Genomic DNA, 16,412 nt, shown 5'->3' with positions numbered 1-16,412 from the left:
CCGCCTAGACTGGAGTGGCGGGCGGGGTCGGGTCGGTCTTGCCGGCCGCGGGCCAACCGGTGACCTCGCCGGTCGCAGGCGCTCCAGGCGTCGCATGGGTCACGCGGACCGCGCTCAGCATCGCCAGCCTGGATCCGTCCCAGCTCCAGCGCATGGTGCGCGTCTGGGTCGACGTCTCGCCATCGTTCGGCCCCACCGTGTCCGACCAGACGAGTTCCCTGGCCGCCGCATCCCAAGTCGACTGCGACGTTAGGCTTGGCTCCCAGTCAAAGCCTTCGTCGAACTCCGCCTCCGGGCCATTGAAGACGATCAGCGACTGGGATTTCAGCACCCCGTCTGCGCCCTGGGTGTGCAGGCTCTTCCATGGCGCCTGCCCCTCCTCGGCCGGGTAGCAGTCGGTCAGGACCGCGAAGGCGCCACCGCCCAGATCGATGACCTGGTTCGCCGTCGGGGCCGCATGACCGGGCCAATCGCTTCCGCACCGGTCCGCCACCGGGATGGCCAGAATGCGCGCCACAGCCGCGTCCGAAACGGCCGGCGACGGACTCGCCACTCCGGCCGGAGCCTCGGTTTCAGCCCCCTGCTGGCACGCGCCCAGGGCGAGCGCGGCGATGGCCGCAATACAGATGCTCTTCATATCTTCCCCCAAGGTCTGAACGCAGCGAACGGCGTTTCGGCCGCCCGCGCAAGCGGGTCAATCCTGACGGTCACCGCCCACGTCTGAAACGGTCGCAGGCCTGAAACCGCCCCCTGCCCCGCCGCTCGCGACTCCTGTAAGCCGTTCCCATGGCCAGAGACGGTGCGATCTATGTTTGTCAGTCCTGCGGGGGCGTCCACGGCAAGTGGTCGGGCCAGTGCGGGTCGTGCGGCCAGTGGAACACCATCGTCGAGGAGGGCCGCTCGGCCTCGCCCCCCGGCGCCCTGAAACCCGCATCGACGGCCAGGGCGCGGGGCCTGCAGTTCGAATCCCTGCTGTCCGAAACGCCCGAGCCGCCGCGCATCGTCACCGGCGTGACCGAGTTCGACCGCGTCTGCGGCGGCGGCGTCGTGCCCGGCTCGGCCATCCTTCTCTCGGGCGATCCCGGCGTCGGCAAGTCGACCCTGCTTCTCGACGTCGCCGGCCGCGCCGCCCTTTCGGGCGCCCGCGTCGCCTATATTTCCGGCGAGGAGGCGATCGAACAGATTCGCGCCCGGGCCAGGCGGATGGGGCTGTCCGAAGCGCCGGTTCAGCTCGCCTCCGCCACGGCGCTGCGCGACATCCTCAGCACGCTGAAGCGCGAAAAATTCGACATCGTCATCGTCGATTCGATCCAGACCCTTTGGTCCGACGCCCATGAGGCTGGGCCCGGCTCGGTGACCCAGGTCCGCGCCTGCGCCGGCGAACTGGTCCGCCTCGCCAAGGCCGGCGGCCCCGCCGTCGTCCTGGTCGGCCATGTCACCAAGGACGGCCAGGTCGCCGGCCCCCGCGTGGTCGAACACATGGTCGACGCGGTCCTCAGCTTCGAGGGCGAGCGCGGCTACCCCTTCCGCATCCTGCGCGCCGGCAAGAACCGCTTCGGCGCCACCGACGAGATCGGCGTGTTCGAGATGGGGGACGCAGGCCTGCGCGAAGTGTCCAACCCGTCGGCCCTCTTCCTCGGCGAAGGCAAGGATCGCGCACCGGGCGCCGCAGTCTTCGCCGGCATCGAGGGCAGCCGTCCCGTCCTGGTCGAAATCCAGGCCCTGGTCTCCAAATCCGCCTACGGCACCCCGCGCCGTGCCGTCATCGGCTGGGAGACCGGCCGTCTCGCCATGGTGCTGGCGGTGCTCGAGGCGCGCTGCGGCTTCGGCTTCGGGGACCAGGACGTCTATCTGAACGTCGCGGGTGGTCTGCGCATCAATGAACCCGCCGCCGACCTCGCCGCTGCGGCGGCCCTGATCTCCTCGGCCACCGGCATGCCCCTGCCCCAGGGCTGCATCGTCTTCGGCGAGATCAGCCTGTCAGGCGAGGTGCGCGCCGTGGGCCGCGCCGAAGCCCGGCTGCGCGAAGCCCGGAAGCTCGGTTTCGACCAGGCCCTCTCCCCGCCCCTGACAGTCAAGAGCGGCGACGTTTTGATCACAGGCGTCAGCCGATTGACGGAAGCCGTCGAACGAATCTCGCAGAACAGGTATTGAGCCTACGTCACCTCCCCATCGCAGATGCGGAGGTGGCTCGTAGCGAAGCGAAGAGACGGAGGGGTTCTTGCTTGAAACGATCGCCGTCAACCAGGACTATAGAACCCATCCACCGCTTCGTGGTCCCCCTCCCCATTTGCGAAGGCGCGAACGGGGAAGAGACATCTGCATGACCGGCTTCGACCTCTTCGCGATTATCGTCATCCTCGCCTCAGCCGCCGCCGGCTGGGTTCGCGGCGGTACCCGCGAGCTTATCACCCTGCTCAGCTTCGTGCTGGCGGCGTTTCTCGCCCTGGTCGCCCTGCCGCTGACGGCGCCGCTTGGGCGGGCCCTGATCGACCCGGACTGGGCCGGCTCCATCGCCGCTGCCATAGCGTCCTTCCTGCTGGTCTATTTCGGCATCCGCATCTTCGGCTCGATCCTGTCCCGGCGGGCCCAGGCCCATCCGACCCTCGGCGGCGTCGACCGGTTCATCGGCATCCTCGTCGGCGCCGCACGCTCGCTGGTGTTGCTGGGAGCCATCCATCTGGTGATCGTGGCGGCCATGCCGGGCGAGCGAACGCCGCGCTGGCTGTCGGAGGCGACGTTGCGTCCGGTCAGCGCCGGGGCCGCCCGCACCATCCAGATCATCCTGCCCGGCATCGGCCGCGGCGCCGACGCCATCAGCCCCGTGGTCGATTCGTCCGTCCGCAGAGGCTTTTCCGGCGATCAAGCCTTGCCCTCGCCCCAAACCAGCCCTAACTCGCGCCCGTCCGCCGCCCCCTAAGAATTTCGCCTGTCATCGGAGCCCCCACGATGCGCAGCTTTCCTCACGACATCCAGCCCCCGGTCGTTCACCGGGAGCACTATCGAGACGCGGACGACGACCATCCGCGCCTCGAATGCGGCGTCTGCGGCGTCTGGGGCGCCGAAAAGGACGAGGCCTCGGGCATCGTCGCGCTCGGCCTGCACGCCCTGCAGCATCGCGGTCAGGAAGCCTGCGGCATCGCCTCGGTCAATGCCGAGCGCTTCCACACCGAACGCCATATGGGCCATGTGGGCGAGGCTTTCGGCGGCACGGACCTGGCCAAACGCATGCCGGGCTCGGCGGCCGTCGGCCACACCCGCTATTCGACCGCCGGCGGCAGCTTCCTGCGTAACATCCAGCCGATGTTCGCCGACCTGGACCAGGGCGGCATCGCCATCGCCCACAACGGCAACCTGACCAACTTCCACTATCTGCGGAACCAGCTGGTCGGCGAAGGTTCGATCTTCCAGTCCACCTCGGACTCCGAAGTCATCCTCCACCTGATCGCCCGCAGCCGTAAGGCCAAGATCGTCGACCGCTTCATCGACGCCCTGGCGCGGATCGAGGGCGGCTACGCCCTGGTCGCCCAGACCCGCACCAAGCTGATCGGCGCGCGCGATCCGCTGGGCATCCGCCCGCTGGTGCTCGGCAAGATCGGCAACGCCTGGGTCATGGCGTCGGAGACCTGCGCACTGGACACCATCGGCGCGACCTTCGTCCGCGACGTCGAGCATGGCGAGGTCATCGTCATCGACCACGAGGGCCTGCGCTCGCTGAAGCCCTTCCCGGCCCGCGCCGCCCGCCCCTGCCTGTTCGAATACGTCTACTTCTCGCGCCCGGACAGCGTCGTGAACGGCCGCTCTGTCTATGGCGTGCGCAAGCGGATGGGCGAAGGCCTGGCCCGGGAGTTCCCGATCGAGGCCGACGTCGTCGTCCCTGTCCCCGACTCCGGCGTCCCGGCTGCGCTCGGCTACGCCCAGGCGAGCGGCATCCCCTACGAGATGGGGATCATCCGCAGCCACTATCTGGGCCGCACCTTCATCCAGCCCAGCCAGGGCGCCCGCCAGAAGGGCGTGGCCATGAAACACAGCCCCAACCGGTCGGTCATCGAGGGCAAGCGCGTCGTCCTGATCGACGACTCCATCGTGCGCGGCACGACCTCGGTGAAACTGGTCCGCGCCGTCCGCGACGCCGGCGCCACCGAAGTCCACCTGCGCTCCGCCAGCCCGCCGATCCTGTGGCCCGACTTCTACGGCATCGACATGCCCGAGCGGGACCAATTGATCGCCGCCAACAAGACGATGGAAGAGATGCGCCAGATGCTCGAGGTAGACTCGCTCGGCTTCCTGTCGGTCGACGGCCTCTACAAGGCGATGGGCGAAACGGCCCGCAACAACGCCGCACCCCAGTTCACCGACCACTATTTCACCGGCGACTATCCGACCCGTCTGGTGGACCGCGAGATCGAGGAAGGCGGCCGCGATGCGGTCAGCCGGCAACTTTCCCTGCTGGTCAGCGCTTAGCAGGCGCGATCCCGAGACAGTGGACGCCGGTTTTCGGACAGGATCGCGCCCAGGCAAGGAAGCCATGATCAACCTCGGCTACTTCACCCTCGACACCGTGGACATCGCCAGGGCCAAGGCCTTCTACGGCGCCCTGTTCGGCTGGACCTTCGACGACGACGCGTCGAAGTTGACCTACGCCCACGTCGCCGACAGCAATCCGCCGTTCGGCTTCACCAAGGTCGAGCGCGCCCGCGACTACGCCAACCTGTATTTCCGTGTCGACGACATCGCTGCGACCTGCGCGCGGGTGAACGCGCTCGGGGGCAAGTCCGCGATCCCGGCCGAAAGCCCTACCGGCCTCAGTTGCGCCGTCCACGACGATCAGGGCGTGAGCTTCAGCCTGTGGCAGGCCGGAGAAGGGTTCTGAACCGTCTTCCGCCGGTTCGGTCGGCGCGCTATCAGGCGCGATGACCGACGCCCTCCCGCTTCAAGACCGTATCGCCCTCGTCGTCGGGGCCTCACGCGGCATCGGCTATGAGGCCGCCCTGGCCCTGGCCGTCGCCGGCGCCCACGTCGTCGCCACGGCGCGGACACAGGGCGCTCTCGAGGAGCTGGACGACGCCATCTGTGCCGCCACCGGCCGTCACGCGACCCTTGTGCCCTTCGACCTGATCGACGGCGGCGGCATCGACCGTCTGGGCGGCGCCATCTTCGGCCGGTTCGGCAAGCTCGACATCTGGGTCAACGCCGCCGCCACCCTGGGCGCCCAGGGCCTGACGCCCGTCAGCCACATCGACCCGCGCGGCTTCGCCAAGATCGAGAAGACCAACTTCACCGCCACCTACCGCCTGATCCGCTCGCTGGAGCCCCTGCTGCGCGCCTCCGACGCCGGACGCGTGATCCACCTGACGACCAGTCTGGCCCGCGAGCCGAAGGCCTTCTGGGGCCTCTACGCCGCGACCAAGGCGGGCGCCGAGGCCCTGATGCTGGCCTGGGCCGACGAGATCGAGAGCACATCCGTCCGCATCAGCGTCCTCGACCCCGGCCGCATGCGCACCCAGATGCGGGCCCAGGCCTTCCCGGGCGAGGACCTCGAGACGCTGACCCATCCGTCGGAGATCGGGCCGCTGGTGGTCGAGCTCGCGCGCGGCGACCTGACGCCGGCGTTGAGGGCGAGTTTTCGGGAGTGGAAGGCCGGGCTGGGGTCGGGCGCGCTGATCTGAAGGGCCGCTCACCCCGCCAGAAAGCGGACCGGCGTGATGTCCGAGACGGGTGGAACGCGGACCTGCGCCTAGAACGGGACCGGAGGCGTCTCTGCGCCAGAAGCGGTCATCGATCGATTGCCGGAATCCGGACATTCGATTTCGGAAGCTACTCCTCGCTGAGCGAACGGCGAGAGCTGCCACCAAGCCTCGGGATGATTGATGTGAGTCAGCGCCAAAGCGCGGTCACGAAGAAGACCGCCGTCGCCCCGGCCATGACCGTCGTTGCCGTCCATCCCGCGATCGTCGCGCCGCGGGAAAGCGTCAGCCGCCCCATGGCGCGGGGATTGCCTGCGATCAGCATCATCACTGCCATCAGGGGGGCTGCGAGCACCCCGTTGACCACCGCCGCCCAGAACAGGGCTCGCGCCGGGTCAATGCCGATGTAGTTCAACGAGGCTCCCAACAGAGTGGTCACGGCGATAGTGGCGTAGAACAGGCGCGCGCGCATCGGTTTGGCGTCGAGGCTTCCCGCGACCCCGACCATCTCGGTGACGGCATAGGCGGCCGACCCGGCCAGGACCGGCACGGCCAGCAAGCCTGTACCGATGATGCCGACCGCGAACAAAGCGAAGGCGAAGGGCCCGGCAATTGGTCGCAACGCCTCCGCTGCCTGGGCGGAAGTCGCGATGTCGGTGATGCCGTGGGCGTTCAGGGTCGCCGCCGTGGCGAACACGATCGCCAGCGACACCAGGGTGCTGAACGCCATGCCAACGAGGGTGTCGAGGCGGATGCGTTCTAGCTCTGGCCCGGCCTCACGCGGCGCGATGCACAGGGGCTTCGCGTGGTGACGATGCTGTTCCTCGATCTCCTGACCGGCCTGCCAGAAGAACAGATAGGGGCTGATCGTGGTCCCCAGGATGGCCACCATCGCAGTGGCATAGGCCGCGTTCCACTGGATCTCGGGCACAACCAGCGAGGTCAGGGCCCGCCCCCAAGGCACGCCCGCGACCGCGACGACCGCGAAGTAGCTCAGCAGCGACAGGGTCGCCCATTTCAGGACGGCGGCGTAGCGCGCGTAGTTCAGGGCCACCTCGATCACCACGCAGAAGACGTCGAAGAGCAGGGTGTAGAGTGCGCTCTTTCCACCGGTCAGCAAACTGAGCGCTGCCCCCATCGCGCTGAGGTCGGCCCCCAGGTTGATGACATTGGCGATCAGCAGCAGGGTCACGACGCCCCACAGAAGAGGGGGGGGATAGTGACGTCGGACGTTGCGGGCGATGCCGCCCCCCGTCACCCGACCGATCTGGGCCGCCACCTGCTGGATGACGAACAGTAGCGGAAAGCTGAGCACGAAGGTCCAGGCTAGCCCGTAGCCGAACTGGGCTCCTACCTGACTGTGGGTGCCGATGCCGCTGGGATCGTCATCGGCCGCGCCGGTGACGAGCCCTGGGCCCAGACGCGTGAGGAGGGCACGCGCGCCTGACCGTTCAGTTCGTTTGCCCGTCACTAGCCGCGGGGTCCGGCCTGACGCACCGTCTCGAGGTAGGCGATCAGATCGTCGATCTCGCCCGCCCGGAAGGTGAAGGGCGGCATCGCCGGGTGGGTTGTCACCAACCCCTGAGCCATGGCCGTCTCGATCTCATCGAGCGGACGCCGCGCGACGATGTCGCGAAAGGGAGGCGCGGCCGCATAGGGGCTGACCCCAGACAAACCGACGGCATGACAACTGGCGCAGACACCCTCAGCGATCGCGGCACCCCTCGCTGCGGCCTCCTCGTCGAGGGCCGCCCAGTTGGGAGGAGGCACCTCCTGGGCGGTCTGAGCGACGGACATCGCAGGGTGAGGCGCGCAAACGAAAAGCGCGAGCGCAGTCAGAAGGGTGGCGGTCGCGCGGGTGCGCATTGGCATCGTCCTAGTTTGACAGGAAAATGGGCTGGGCCGCCGACAGCGGCTTTGACTTGGGTCAAACTCGTAACCCTGGTCATCCCGCAGGGCTTTCTGTCACCGCATAGCCAAAAGACCGCTCCTTTTTGAATGCGCCATAGAGGTCTGACCCGTCGAGGGGTCGCTTGGTTAAGTCAGACTGATTGCCCGAAAAGTGCGCGTCAAGTTGATCGGCCTCACCGGACCTGTCAGCCAGCTGTCGGTCGGGCCTACCGAATGACCGCAAAGGGTCGAAAGCGGTCAGCGGGTTGCGGTCAAATACCGGACACTACATGTCGAGGAACGTCAGGCGATTCCGGCACAAACCCCGGCTTACCCCCTTACTTCTTCGGCGCGTGTTTCTGCCCGGTCCGCACACGTCCCGACCGCGAGACCTGCCTCGCCCCGCCGCGCGCGCCCTTTTGCACGGCGACCGATGACCCGGCCTTCTTCGATGCGCTGCTCTTCACCGCCCCGATGATGCGCGGCTTGGCCACGCGGGTCTTCTTCTGCTCCAGCGCCTTGCCGGGCAGATGCGATTCCTCTTCCGCCTTCTTGCGGACAGCGCGCGGCGCGGTCTTGGCGTCGCCCTTGTAGCGTTCCGGCCCCGACTTGGCGCCGCCGGTCGCATAGGGGTTCTCCGACCCGCCCTTGACCGTCAGCCGGATCGGCACGCCGGGCAGGTCGAAACTCTCGCGGATCGAGTTGGTCAGATAGCGGATGTAGTGCTCGGGCAGATTGCCGCCCCGGCTGGCGAACAGCACGAAGGTGGGCGGGCGGGCCTTGGTCTGGGCCATGTATTTGGTCTTGATCCGCTTGCCGTCGACGGCGGGCGGCGGGTGCCTCTGGGTCGCCAGGGACAGCCAGTCGTTGAGGTCCTTGGTCTTGACCTTGACCGACCAGGTCTCGTGCGCCTTCAGCACCGCCGGCATCAGCCGGTCGACGCCGCGGCCTGAGTGGGCCGACAGGGCGACGAAAGGCGAACCCTTCAACTGAGGCAGCTTGTCGTCGGCCAGATGCTTCAACTCGGCCATGCGCGCCTGGGGATCCTCTTCGAGGTCCCATTTGGCGGCTACGTACACCAGCGCCCGGCCCTCGCGCTCGACCAGGTCGGCGAGTTGCAGATCCTGGACGTCGAAGGCGTTGTCCTTGTCCATGACCAGGACGACGACCTCGGCGAAGGTTATGGCGCGGATGGTGTCGGCGACCGACAGCTTCTCCAGCTTCTCCTGGACCCTGGCCTTGCGACGCATCCCGGCCGTGTCGACCAGGCGGATGTTCTGGCCATCGTATTCCCAGTCCACCGAGATGGAATCGCGCGTGATCCCGGCCTCGGGGCCGGTCAGCAGCCGGTCCTCGCCGATCAGACGGTTGATCAGGGTCGACTTGCCGGCGTTCGGGCGGCCGATGATGGCGATGCGGATCGGCTTGTCGGGCTCGTCGACCTCCTCGATGTACATGTCGACCGAGGCGTCGCGGATCGCGGCATAGAGGTCGGCCATGCCCTCGCCGTGCTCGGCGGAGATGGCGACAGGCTCTCCGAAGCCCAGAGAATAGGCCTCGCCGACACCGCCTCCGCTCTCGCGGCTCTCGGACTTGTTGGCCAGCAGGATGACCGGCTTGTGCTGCTTGCGCAGCCGCTCGGCGAAGATCTGGTCCAGCAAGGTCACCCCCTCGCGCGCATCCATCATGAACAGGATCAGATCGCCGTCTTCCAGCGCCAGCTCGGTCTGCTCGCGCATCCGCGATTCGAGGCTGTCGTCGTTGACGTCCTCGTAACCCGCCGTGTCGATCAGCGTCAGGTCCATGTCGCCGATATTGCCGTCGGCGTAGCGACGATCACGGGTCACGCCCGGGCGATCGTCGACCAGCGCTAGGCGCTTGCCGACCAGCCTGTTGAACAGTGTCGACTTGCCCACATTGGGGCGGCCGACGATGGCGAGCTTCAGTGCCATGTCGGCCTTCTAGCGTATTTTGCGGTCTTTGGTCAGCGAATGCTGATCAGTTCGCCGTCGTTGGTCAGGACGTAAAGCGCGCCGTTGTAGGCGGCCGGAGCGATATAGGCGCGTGCGCCGAGGTTCAGCGTGGCCGTCAGGGCGCCGGTCTTCGGATCGAAGGCCACGGCCTCGCCGTCCGAATTGACCAGAACCAGCCGGTTCGACGCCAGGATCGGACCCGACCATTCCGGTCGCACGGTGCGGTCGAAGAAGCCCAGGAATCCGCCCTCCTGACGCACGCGACCCTCGTTCAGGTCGCGCGTCCAGTAGACGGCGCCTGAGTCGCGGTTGATCAGGGTCAATTCACCCGACTTGGACACGACATAGACGACGTCGCCGGCCGGCAGGGGCGCGTTGACGCCCGCGACCGGCAGGGTCCACTTGGGCTGGCCGGTGCGGATGTCCATCGCCTGCAGCACGCCGGAGTGGCTGACGGCATAGACGAAGCCGCGCGAAATCACCGGGCGACCGGCAATGTCTCGGATTTCCGACAGGGCGCTGGTGCGGCTGGTGCGCGACAGGACCTGGTTCCAGACCGGCTGGCCGTTGGTGGCGCGCAGGGCGACGACTTCACCGGACGAGAAGGGCGCGATGACCGTGTCGCCGCTGACCGACGGGCTGGACGCGCGCATGACGCGGGCCGGCTCGACGATGCCGCGATAGGACCAGTCCTGCAGCCCGGTCGTGGTGTTGAAGGCGATGATCTGGTTGTCGACGTCGATGACATAGACCCGGCTGCCCGCGACCGTCGGCGCGCCGTGGATCGGCACATCGACCGGCTGGGTCCAGACCACGGCGCCCGTCGCGGCGTCCAGCGCCGTCATGGTGCGATAGCCGGACGCGACGAAGACCTTGCCGCCGCTGACGGCCACGCCGCCGCCGAACCCGCCGCTGAGCGATCCGCCGCCCTCGCTGACGAAGGGAATGGGCAGGCCGAAGGCGGAGACGCCACCGGCCGCCTCACGTCCGGTCGGTTTCACATCGACCTTCCAGACCACGTCGCCCGAGGCGGCGTCCACGGCCGTGACCGTCGATTCGCCATCCATGACGAAGACCTTGCCGGCGTCGGCCACGACCGGCGCCATGACCTGACGCGTGCGCGTCGAGCCGGAGCCGATGCGCCGCCGCCAGCCTATGGTGAACTGCGGCGCGGCGATCACATGCTCGATCGAGGCCTCGGCGTTGCCGCCCGGCATCGGCCAGGACGTCGCGGCCACGGGCCCCGGGAGGAAGAAGTCGCGACCGGCCAGCCCGGCCGCTGGAGCCAGTTGCTGATCGAAGGCCAGGATGGAGACGCGTTGTCCTTCGCTCGCCGTCGCCTGGGGTTCATTGTCCTCACCCAGCCCGAACGGCAGGATGCGCCGCGCCGAGGCGCAGGACGCCAGCGAGGCGGCGAGCCCCAGGACGATGGCGGTCTTCAGCACGCGCGTTACGGTCGTCATCCGAACTCCGGTCGTCATCAGGCGGGTCTTCACGGTTGGGCAGCCTGGGCGGCCTGGACTTGCGCGGCCTGGGCGAGTTGTTCGGCCGTCGGGGCGGGAGGGGCCGGCGGCGTCACGGCCTGCGCCGCCACGATGGCCGGCAGGCCTGCGGCGACGCCCGTATCGATCATGCCGATGGCGGCCTGCGCGCGTTGGCGCACCGAATCCGGAACGTCCTGGCCGAGCGTCAGCAGCACGAAGACCTCGCGGGCCTCGGCGGGCTTGTTGAACTGCAGGCGGGCCATGCCCAGGGCTTCCTGGGCGAAGGCCAGCATGGGCCGGCCCTCCCTGGTCAGGGGCTCCAGCTTCGCTTCCAGCGTTTCAAGGGTGGCGCCGTTGTCCATCATCAGCAGCGCCGACTTGTAGACGGCCGTATCGTGCAGGATCGGATCGCCCGAGGCCTTGGCGGCGTCGTCGAACAGCTGGATGGCGTCCGGAATGCGGTTGGCGGCGACGGCCAGGCCGGCGCGCTGCTGGAGGGCCAGAGCCTTGTAGGCGCCGTTGCCGGCCTTCTCGGCCTCGGCGAAGGCGGTCTCGGCCCCCGCGGAGTTGCCGGTCTGCAGGGACTCCAGGCCGCGCTGATAGGCGATCGAGCCCGCATTCGCGCGGCTGGTCTGGAAGCTCTGCCAGCCCCACCAGGCCAGGGCGGCGATGAGCGCGACGAGCAGGACGCCGCCCAGAATGGGAAGCCAGTTGCGCGCCAGGCGCTTGAGGCGTTCGGAGCGAATCTCCTCCTCGACCTCTTCGAAGACATCAGTCACTAGCGGAGCCGCCCCAAAAAACGCTGAAAAGCCAATCGGCGCGGACCCTAGAGGGTCCCCCTCGCCCTCGCAACGCCTCTTGAAGACAAGACGGGGGCTACGGCAGAGCCGGCCTTTTTGGAGAAGTAGGTCTCGACTTCGGCAGGAAAACGGCGGGCTCTCACATCGGCGGCATAGGTTTCGACCGCGCGGCCGATCTCTGTGCGCAGATCGGCGTATTTCCGTACGAATTTCGGGGTCCAGTCGAACATCCCCAGCGTGTCGGGCGTGACCAGCACCTGTCCGTCGCAGGCCGCCGAGGCGCCGATGCCGATGCCGATGCCGATGGTGGGCTTGGCGATCGCCTCGGTAATCTCGCGAGCCAGACCTTCCGCCACGCCCTCGATGACCACGGAGAAGGCCCCGGCGTCGGCCGTGTCATGCGCGGATTGCAGGATTCGCTCATGCTCCGCCGCTTCCCGCCCCTTCGCCTTGAACGACCCGTCGATGTTGATCGACTGCGGCACCAGTCCGACGTGACCCATCACCGGCACGCCGCGCTTCACGAGATATTCGATGGTGGCGGGCACTTCCGGGCCACTCTCGACCTTCACCGCCTGGGCGCCGGTCTCCTTGAGGATGCGGACGGAGTTGGCGTAGGCCTGTTCGACCCCGGCCTCATAGCTGCCGAACGGCATGTCGATGACCCCCAGGGCCCGTTTCGAGCCCCGCATCACCGCCTGGCCGTGCAGGATCATCGTCTCCAGCGTCACCCCGACCGTCGAGGTCATGCCGTGCACCGCCATGCCCAGGCTAGCGCCGACCAGAAGCACGTCGCAGTGAGGATCCATGATCTCTGCCGTCGGCGCATCCTAGGCGGTCAGCATCACGATCGGTTTGCCGCCCTTGCGAGCGGTGATCTCCGGGACCGTGATCCGTTTCACGACTTCCTGTTTCTGGCTCGACATGGATGCTCCGCTGATGGCGGCGGAGAGATTGGGGGTCGGGCCGGTTCCGTCGACCCGCCCCCTTGCCGGCATGTCCTCAATCACACGTCTTGCGACAGCCTCACCACGCCCGCCGCCGCGAAGGCGATCAAGGCCCCGGCGGCGATCCAGAACAACTGCATCCCGCCCATCGAGCCCAGCGTGAGCTCCGACAGGCCAAGCTGCGACAGGCCGGAGCCCACCGCGTCCTGGACGTTCAGGCTGGCGGCCTCCAACCCCTGTCCGATCATCCGGCCGGCCACGGGGGCCTGATCGTTCGACAGATGCAGGTTCAGGTTCACCGATTCCCTGACCGCGATGACCCCGCCGATCAGGCCGGCGATGGTCAGGGCCAGGGTGCGCACCCGGCTGGACGAATGCAGTTTCGTCTCGACCTCGGCCACGAACAGGCCGGCGTCGGCCATCTGGGGCGAGCGGGCGAAAAGCCGCTCGATCATCGGATCGAATTCATCAGCCGACATGGGTCGACCTCCCCGACTGTCCGACATCCGGCGAAAGCCGGGCGCGGAGTTTATCCAGACCACGTTTGACATGAGACTTCACCGTTCCAAGCGGCAGATTCATGGCCGTGGCGATCTCGGGATGAGACAGCCCCGCGCCATGACACAGGGAGACGCAAAGACGTTCGGTTTCGTTCAACCCCTTCAACGCCTCGTCGAGGTCGACCAGCCCCGCCTGATCGCGTGCGGGAGCCGCATCGTCCTCGCCCGGTTCGACTTCCGCGACGTAGCGGGCGTCCCTGGCCTTGCGCTTCAGATAGAGGCGCGCGGCGATCCGCTTGACCCAGGCGGCGAAGGTGCCCTCGCCCCGGAACTCGGCGCATTTCTCGAACGCCTGCAGGAAGGCGTCCTGGGCGACGTCGTCGGCCTCGGCGACCTGAGCTCCCATGCGGCGCAGCAGGAACCGCACGGCCGAGCCGTGGCGGCGGACCAGTTCACCGAACTCCCGCCGTCCCCCCGCCGCCGCGAGGGCGGCGAGTTCGACGTCGTGGTGATCCATTAGGGCCTTGGGCATGACAGTTCCCCCCAACTTTCCTGGAGATGCCTGACCGCGCTCAGTCCTTGTTCTTGTTGAAGAAGCTGAGGACGATGAAGGCCAGTCCGATGGTGATCGGGATCGCCGCCATGCCCAGCAGCCCGCCATCGAAGTTGGGGCCGTCGTTCCAGTCGTCACCAAAGCCCCGCAGGTCGTTGATCAGGCTGAAGGCGGCCATGCCGATGCCGACGGCCAGCCAGATGATGCCCCGGCGGATGTCGCGGCTGCGCGACGGGATGTTCTTCGTCGCTTCCGTGCTCAGCGCGTCGATGACCTCCGGCGGCAGGGGCTGTCCCTTGTCGATGGCGGCGCGGACAGTCGCCTGCATCTCGCGGCGTTCACGGCTCTTGAAATAGGTCGGGCCGACGATGATGGCCGTGATGGAGCCGAAGACGGCGAAGATGGCGAAGATCGGAATGAAGTCTTCCATGGGATATCCCCTCTTTCGATGATGGGCCGGAGCCTGATGCCCGAACCTTCTGATCACAAGAGGCGCCGGCGAGGCTCAACGGATGCGATTGACGACGTGAAATCTTCGTAAGGTGACGTCTGACCCATCCTGACAGGTCGCATCCGCGCATGGCGAACCCTCGGCGAACCCCGTAGCGTCTCTTCAAGATCAATCAGATCGCAGGATACTTCGTATGATTCGTCGCCCTCAGCTTCTGACCTTCGTCTTCTGCGCAGCCCTCGCGGCCGCCTGTTCTCCGAGGACCAAAGCAACGGCCGAGACCGAGACGGCCGAGCCGCAGGCCCTGACCGCCGCACACGTCGCCGACCTGATCGCAGCCGACGGAGCGGCCCACACCGTCGCCGTACTCACCGGTCCTGCGGACCCTACCGGTATTCAGAAGGTGTTCGACGGCATGGCCACCGGCGATCCGGCATGGTTGGCGCTCGTTCCCGCGATCGCCCCCGAGACCGACGGCGAATATGCGGAGGGCCTCAACTACGCTCTCAGCCAGGCCCTGGTGCACAACGCTGCGGGCGTCCTCGCCCTGATCCCCGAGCATGGCAGCTACTATTTCGTCTGCGCCGACGCTGACCACGAGGCGGCGCGCCCGCTGGTCGCCGCAATCACCGAACGATCTCTCCGGGCGTCACGCGACCGCTGCCTCCAGTATATGGACGCCGACGAGCAGGAGCTTGAGGCTCTCGAAGCCGCCTAGAGCGGCCTCAGCCGCCGCGCCGACGCCGTCAGCACGACCACGCCCAGCCCCGTCAGCATCAGGATGGCGGCGGCGGGCGCCAGGGTCTGGCCCATGCCCTCGACCACGGGCGCCATCATCGGTCCGACGGCCCAGCACAGCACCATGGCCGCGATGGTCCACGGGATCAGGGCTACGACGGTGGCGACCGCGCGCCGACGGGCGACCCGCTCGGCGACCCCGGCCTGAAAGCCCAGGTCGCGCGTCGCCGGCATCGCCTCGGCGAAGAATGCGTTCAGCCGCTCCTCAGGCGTCATCGGACCCTCCCGTCAGCGCGGCCAGCAATCGCGCCCTGCCCCGCGCGACATGGGACTTTACGGTCCCGAGCGGCAGGCCCAGCGCCTCGGCCGCCTCCGAATGCGACCAGCCGTCTGCGAGGCAAAGCGCGACGCAGGCCCTCTGGTCCGCCGGCAGTCCGGCCATCGCATCGGCCAGGGCCAGCCGGTCCTCTTCCGGGATCCCGCCCGTCGGGGCCGTTTCGTCCAGCCACGACCGGTCGCGCGCCTGCGATCGCAGGCCCGACCGGATCCGGTCCTGCCCCTTGCGCCAGGCGATGCCGAACAGCCAGGACCGCACACCGGCCGGATCCTTCAGCCGCCCCAGCGAACCCCAGGCCGCCACGAATACATCCTGGGCCAGGTTGTCCGCCTCGTCCCAATTGCGACCCAGCAGCCGCCTGAGAAAGGCCCGCACCGGCGCCTGGTGCCGCTCGACCAGCCGCGCGAAGGCGGCGTCCGAACCGGCGCGCGCGGCCGCCACCAGCCCCACATCCACTGAGGCGCCGTCCATCCTCCTGCCCCCCACGGACCGACATTCAGTCCCGGCGGCGTCGACGGCCGAGCAGGCTCGAGACCAGCGAGGCCGCGGCCAGGGCGCCCATCACAAAGGCCACGATCAGGAAGGCGTCGCCGGCCCCGTACATGTTCGACCAGCTGGCGTAGCCGAAGCCCACGGCCATGATCCCGAACAGCACGACCGAGAAACCGTTGCCGTCGTCCATCCGCCTGTTCTGCGTGTACTCGTGGCGATCGTCGATCGGTTGCTCGACGATCTTCAGCAGCGCCTCGGGCGGCTGTTCGCCCCGGTCGGCGTAGGTCTTGATGATCTTCAGCACGTTCTTCTGGCGGTAGTAGTTCACCATGGCGTTGAAGCCGCCGAAGATGAACCAACCGAGCGGGAAGAGAAGCCACCAGAAGGATTGGAACAGTTCGACCATCGTCATTCACCCCTTGGGCGCCGGCCCATCGCCCGCGCTTTCGATGAGTGGTCGGCGCCGACCGGATGAATGGATGCACGTCGGCGAAGAAAATGCCATCTGGAGCATTCGCCAGCGAAGTGGACACCGGTTCGCAGCAAAGAATGCGAAAAAG

18 protein-coding genes and 1 pseudogene are annotated in these 16,412 nt (G+C 67.7%); 6 read left to right on the top strand and 13 right to left on the bottom strand.

All coding sequences use genetic code 11. The features are described from left to right. Positions 1 to 4: 4 nt before the first annotated feature. Positions 5 to 637 (bottom strand): hypothetical protein, encoded by a 633-nt coding sequence (locus tag ACP7A5_RS11265; protein ID WP_426042001.1) that lies wholly within the window; start codon positions 635 to 637, stop codon positions 5 to 7. A 149-nt stretch (positions 638 to 786) separates the two neighbouring features. On the opposite strand from ACP7A5_RS11265, the gene radA reads away from it, so the two are divergent. From radA to ACP7A5_RS11240, 5 genes are all read left to right on the top strand, one after another. Continuing rightward, on the top strand, positions 787 to 2,154 hold the full coding sequence (radA, locus tag ACP7A5_RS11260) for a DNA repair protein RadA (protein ID WP_426042000.1): 1,368 nt from the start codon (positions 787 to 789) through the stop codon (positions 2,152 to 2,154). Between the two features lie 169 nt (positions 2,155 to 2,323). Further along, positions 2,324 to 2,920, top strand: a complete 597-nt coding sequence (locus ACP7A5_RS11255; protein WP_426041999.1) for a CvpA family protein — start codon at positions 2,324 to 2,326, stop codon at positions 2,918 to 2,920. 29 nt (positions 2,921 to 2,949) lie between these two features. After that, positions 2,950 to 4,464 (top strand): amidophosphoribosyltransferase, encoded by a 1,515-nt coding sequence (gene purF / locus ACP7A5_RS11250; protein ID WP_426041998.1) that lies wholly within the window; start codon positions 2,950 to 2,952, stop codon positions 4,462 to 4,464. Positions 4,465 to 4,528: 64 nt separating this feature from the next. Next, entirely contained in the window at positions 4,529 to 4,873 is a 345-nt protein-coding gene (locus tag ACP7A5_RS11245; RefSeq protein WP_426041997.1) for a VOC family protein, read from the top strand. Positions 4,874 to 4,913: 40 nt separating this feature from the next. Continuing rightward, the gene (locus tag ACP7A5_RS11240; RefSeq protein ID WP_426041996.1) at positions 4,914 to 5,669 is read left to right on the top strand and encodes an SDR family NAD(P)-dependent oxidoreductase; all 756 of its coding nucleotides are present in this window, start codon (positions 4,914 to 4,916) and stop codon (positions 5,667 to 5,669) included. Positions 5,670 to 5,877: 208 nt separating this feature from the next. On the opposite strand, the gene ACP7A5_RS11235 is transcribed toward ACP7A5_RS11240, so the two are convergent. From ACP7A5_RS11235 to ACP7A5_RS11195, 9 genes and pseudogenes are all read right to left on the bottom strand, one after another. Then, positions 5,878 to 7,158 (bottom strand): NRAMP family divalent metal transporter, encoded by a 1,281-nt coding sequence (locus ACP7A5_RS11235; protein WP_426041995.1) that lies wholly within the window; start codon positions 7,156 to 7,158, stop codon positions 5,878 to 5,880. Then, positions 7,158 to 7,553: a c-type cytochrome gene (locus ACP7A5_RS11230; RefSeq protein WP_426041994.1), complete on the bottom strand. Its 396-nt coding sequence runs from the start codon at positions 7,551 to 7,553 to the stop codon at positions 7,158 to 7,160. The genes ACP7A5_RS11235 and ACP7A5_RS11230 overlap by 1 nt, the downstream gene beginning before the upstream one ends. 362 nt (positions 7,554 to 7,915) lie before the next feature. After that, positions 7,916 to 9,529, bottom strand: a complete 1,614-nt coding sequence (gene der / locus ACP7A5_RS11225; RefSeq protein WP_426041993.1) for a ribosome biogenesis GTPase Der — start codon at positions 9,527 to 9,529, stop codon at positions 7,916 to 7,918. 32 nt (positions 9,530 to 9,561) lie between these two features. Beyond that, positions 9,562 to 11,013 carry a PQQ-binding-like beta-propeller repeat protein gene (locus ACP7A5_RS11220; protein ID WP_426041992.1) on the bottom strand — a complete coding sequence of 484 codons (1,452 nt, stop codon included), beginning with the start codon at positions 11,011 to 11,013 and terminating at the stop codon, positions 9,562 to 9,564. Between the two features lie 29 nt (positions 11,014 to 11,042). After that, complete coding sequence (locus ACP7A5_RS11215; protein ID WP_426041991.1) at positions 11,043 to 11,813, bottom strand: tetratricopeptide repeat protein; 771 nt, start codon at positions 11,811 to 11,813, stop codon at positions 11,043 to 11,045. 47 nt (positions 11,814 to 11,860) lie between these two features. After that, positions 11,861 to 12,760: pseudogene (gene panB / locus ACP7A5_RS11210) on the bottom strand (3-methyl-2-oxobutanoate hydroxymethyltransferase). A gap of 80 nt (positions 12,761 to 12,840) precedes the next feature. Continuing rightward, the gene (locus ACP7A5_RS11205) at positions 12,841 to 13,260 is read right to left on the bottom strand and encodes a hypothetical protein (RefSeq protein WP_426041990.1); all 420 of its coding nucleotides are present in this window, start codon (positions 13,258 to 13,260) and stop codon (positions 12,841 to 12,843) included. Next, a complete protein-coding gene (locus ACP7A5_RS11200; RefSeq protein WP_425990921.1) occupies positions 13,250 to 13,813 on the bottom strand; it encodes an RNA polymerase sigma factor in 564 nt (187 codons plus the stop codon). Before ACP7A5_RS11200 ends, ACP7A5_RS11205 begins: the two co-directional genes overlap by 11 nt. 40 nt (positions 13,814 to 13,853) lie before the next feature. Next, a complete protein-coding gene (locus tag ACP7A5_RS11195; protein WP_426041989.1) occupies positions 13,854 to 14,264 on the bottom strand; it encodes a DUF6249 domain-containing protein in 411 nt (136 codons plus the stop codon). A gap of 214 nt (positions 14,265 to 14,478) precedes the next feature. Between ACP7A5_RS11195 and ACP7A5_RS11190 the strand changes: the two genes are divergently transcribed. Next, positions 14,479 to 15,003, top strand: a complete 525-nt coding sequence (locus ACP7A5_RS11190) for a hypothetical protein (RefSeq protein ID WP_426041988.1) — start codon at positions 14,479 to 14,481, stop codon at positions 15,001 to 15,003. On the opposite strand, the gene ACP7A5_RS11185 is transcribed toward ACP7A5_RS11190, so the two are convergent. From ACP7A5_RS11185 to ACP7A5_RS11175, 3 genes are read right to left on the bottom strand one after another with little or no spacing between them, the layout of a single operon-like run. After that, complete coding sequence (locus ACP7A5_RS11185) at positions 15,000 to 15,299, bottom strand: hypothetical protein (RefSeq protein WP_426041987.1); 300 nt, start codon at positions 15,297 to 15,299, stop codon at positions 15,000 to 15,002. The genes ACP7A5_RS11190 and ACP7A5_RS11185 overlap by 4 nt on opposite strands. Then, the gene (locus ACP7A5_RS11180) at positions 15,289 to 15,831 is read right to left on the bottom strand and encodes an RNA polymerase sigma factor (protein WP_426041986.1); all 543 of its coding nucleotides are present in this window, start codon (positions 15,829 to 15,831) and stop codon (positions 15,289 to 15,291) included. Before ACP7A5_RS11180 ends, ACP7A5_RS11185 begins: the two co-directional genes overlap by 11 nt. 25 nt (positions 15,832 to 15,856) lie before the next feature. Further along, positions 15,857 to 16,258 (bottom strand): hypothetical protein, encoded by a 402-nt coding sequence (locus tag ACP7A5_RS11175; RefSeq protein WP_426041985.1) that lies wholly within the window; start codon positions 16,256 to 16,258, stop codon positions 15,857 to 15,859. Positions 16,259 to 16,412 lie beyond the last annotated feature (154 nt).

This window comes from Brevundimonas sp. TWP2-3-4b1, assembly GCF_049897665.1.
Classification (GTDB): domain Bacteria; phylum Pseudomonadota; class Alphaproteobacteria; order Caulobacterales; family Caulobacteraceae; genus Brevundimonas; species Brevundimonas subvibrioides_B.
The sequence above is the reverse complement of the archived record's forward strand: the minus strand, read 5'-3'. Positions and strand labels throughout refer to the sequence as shown.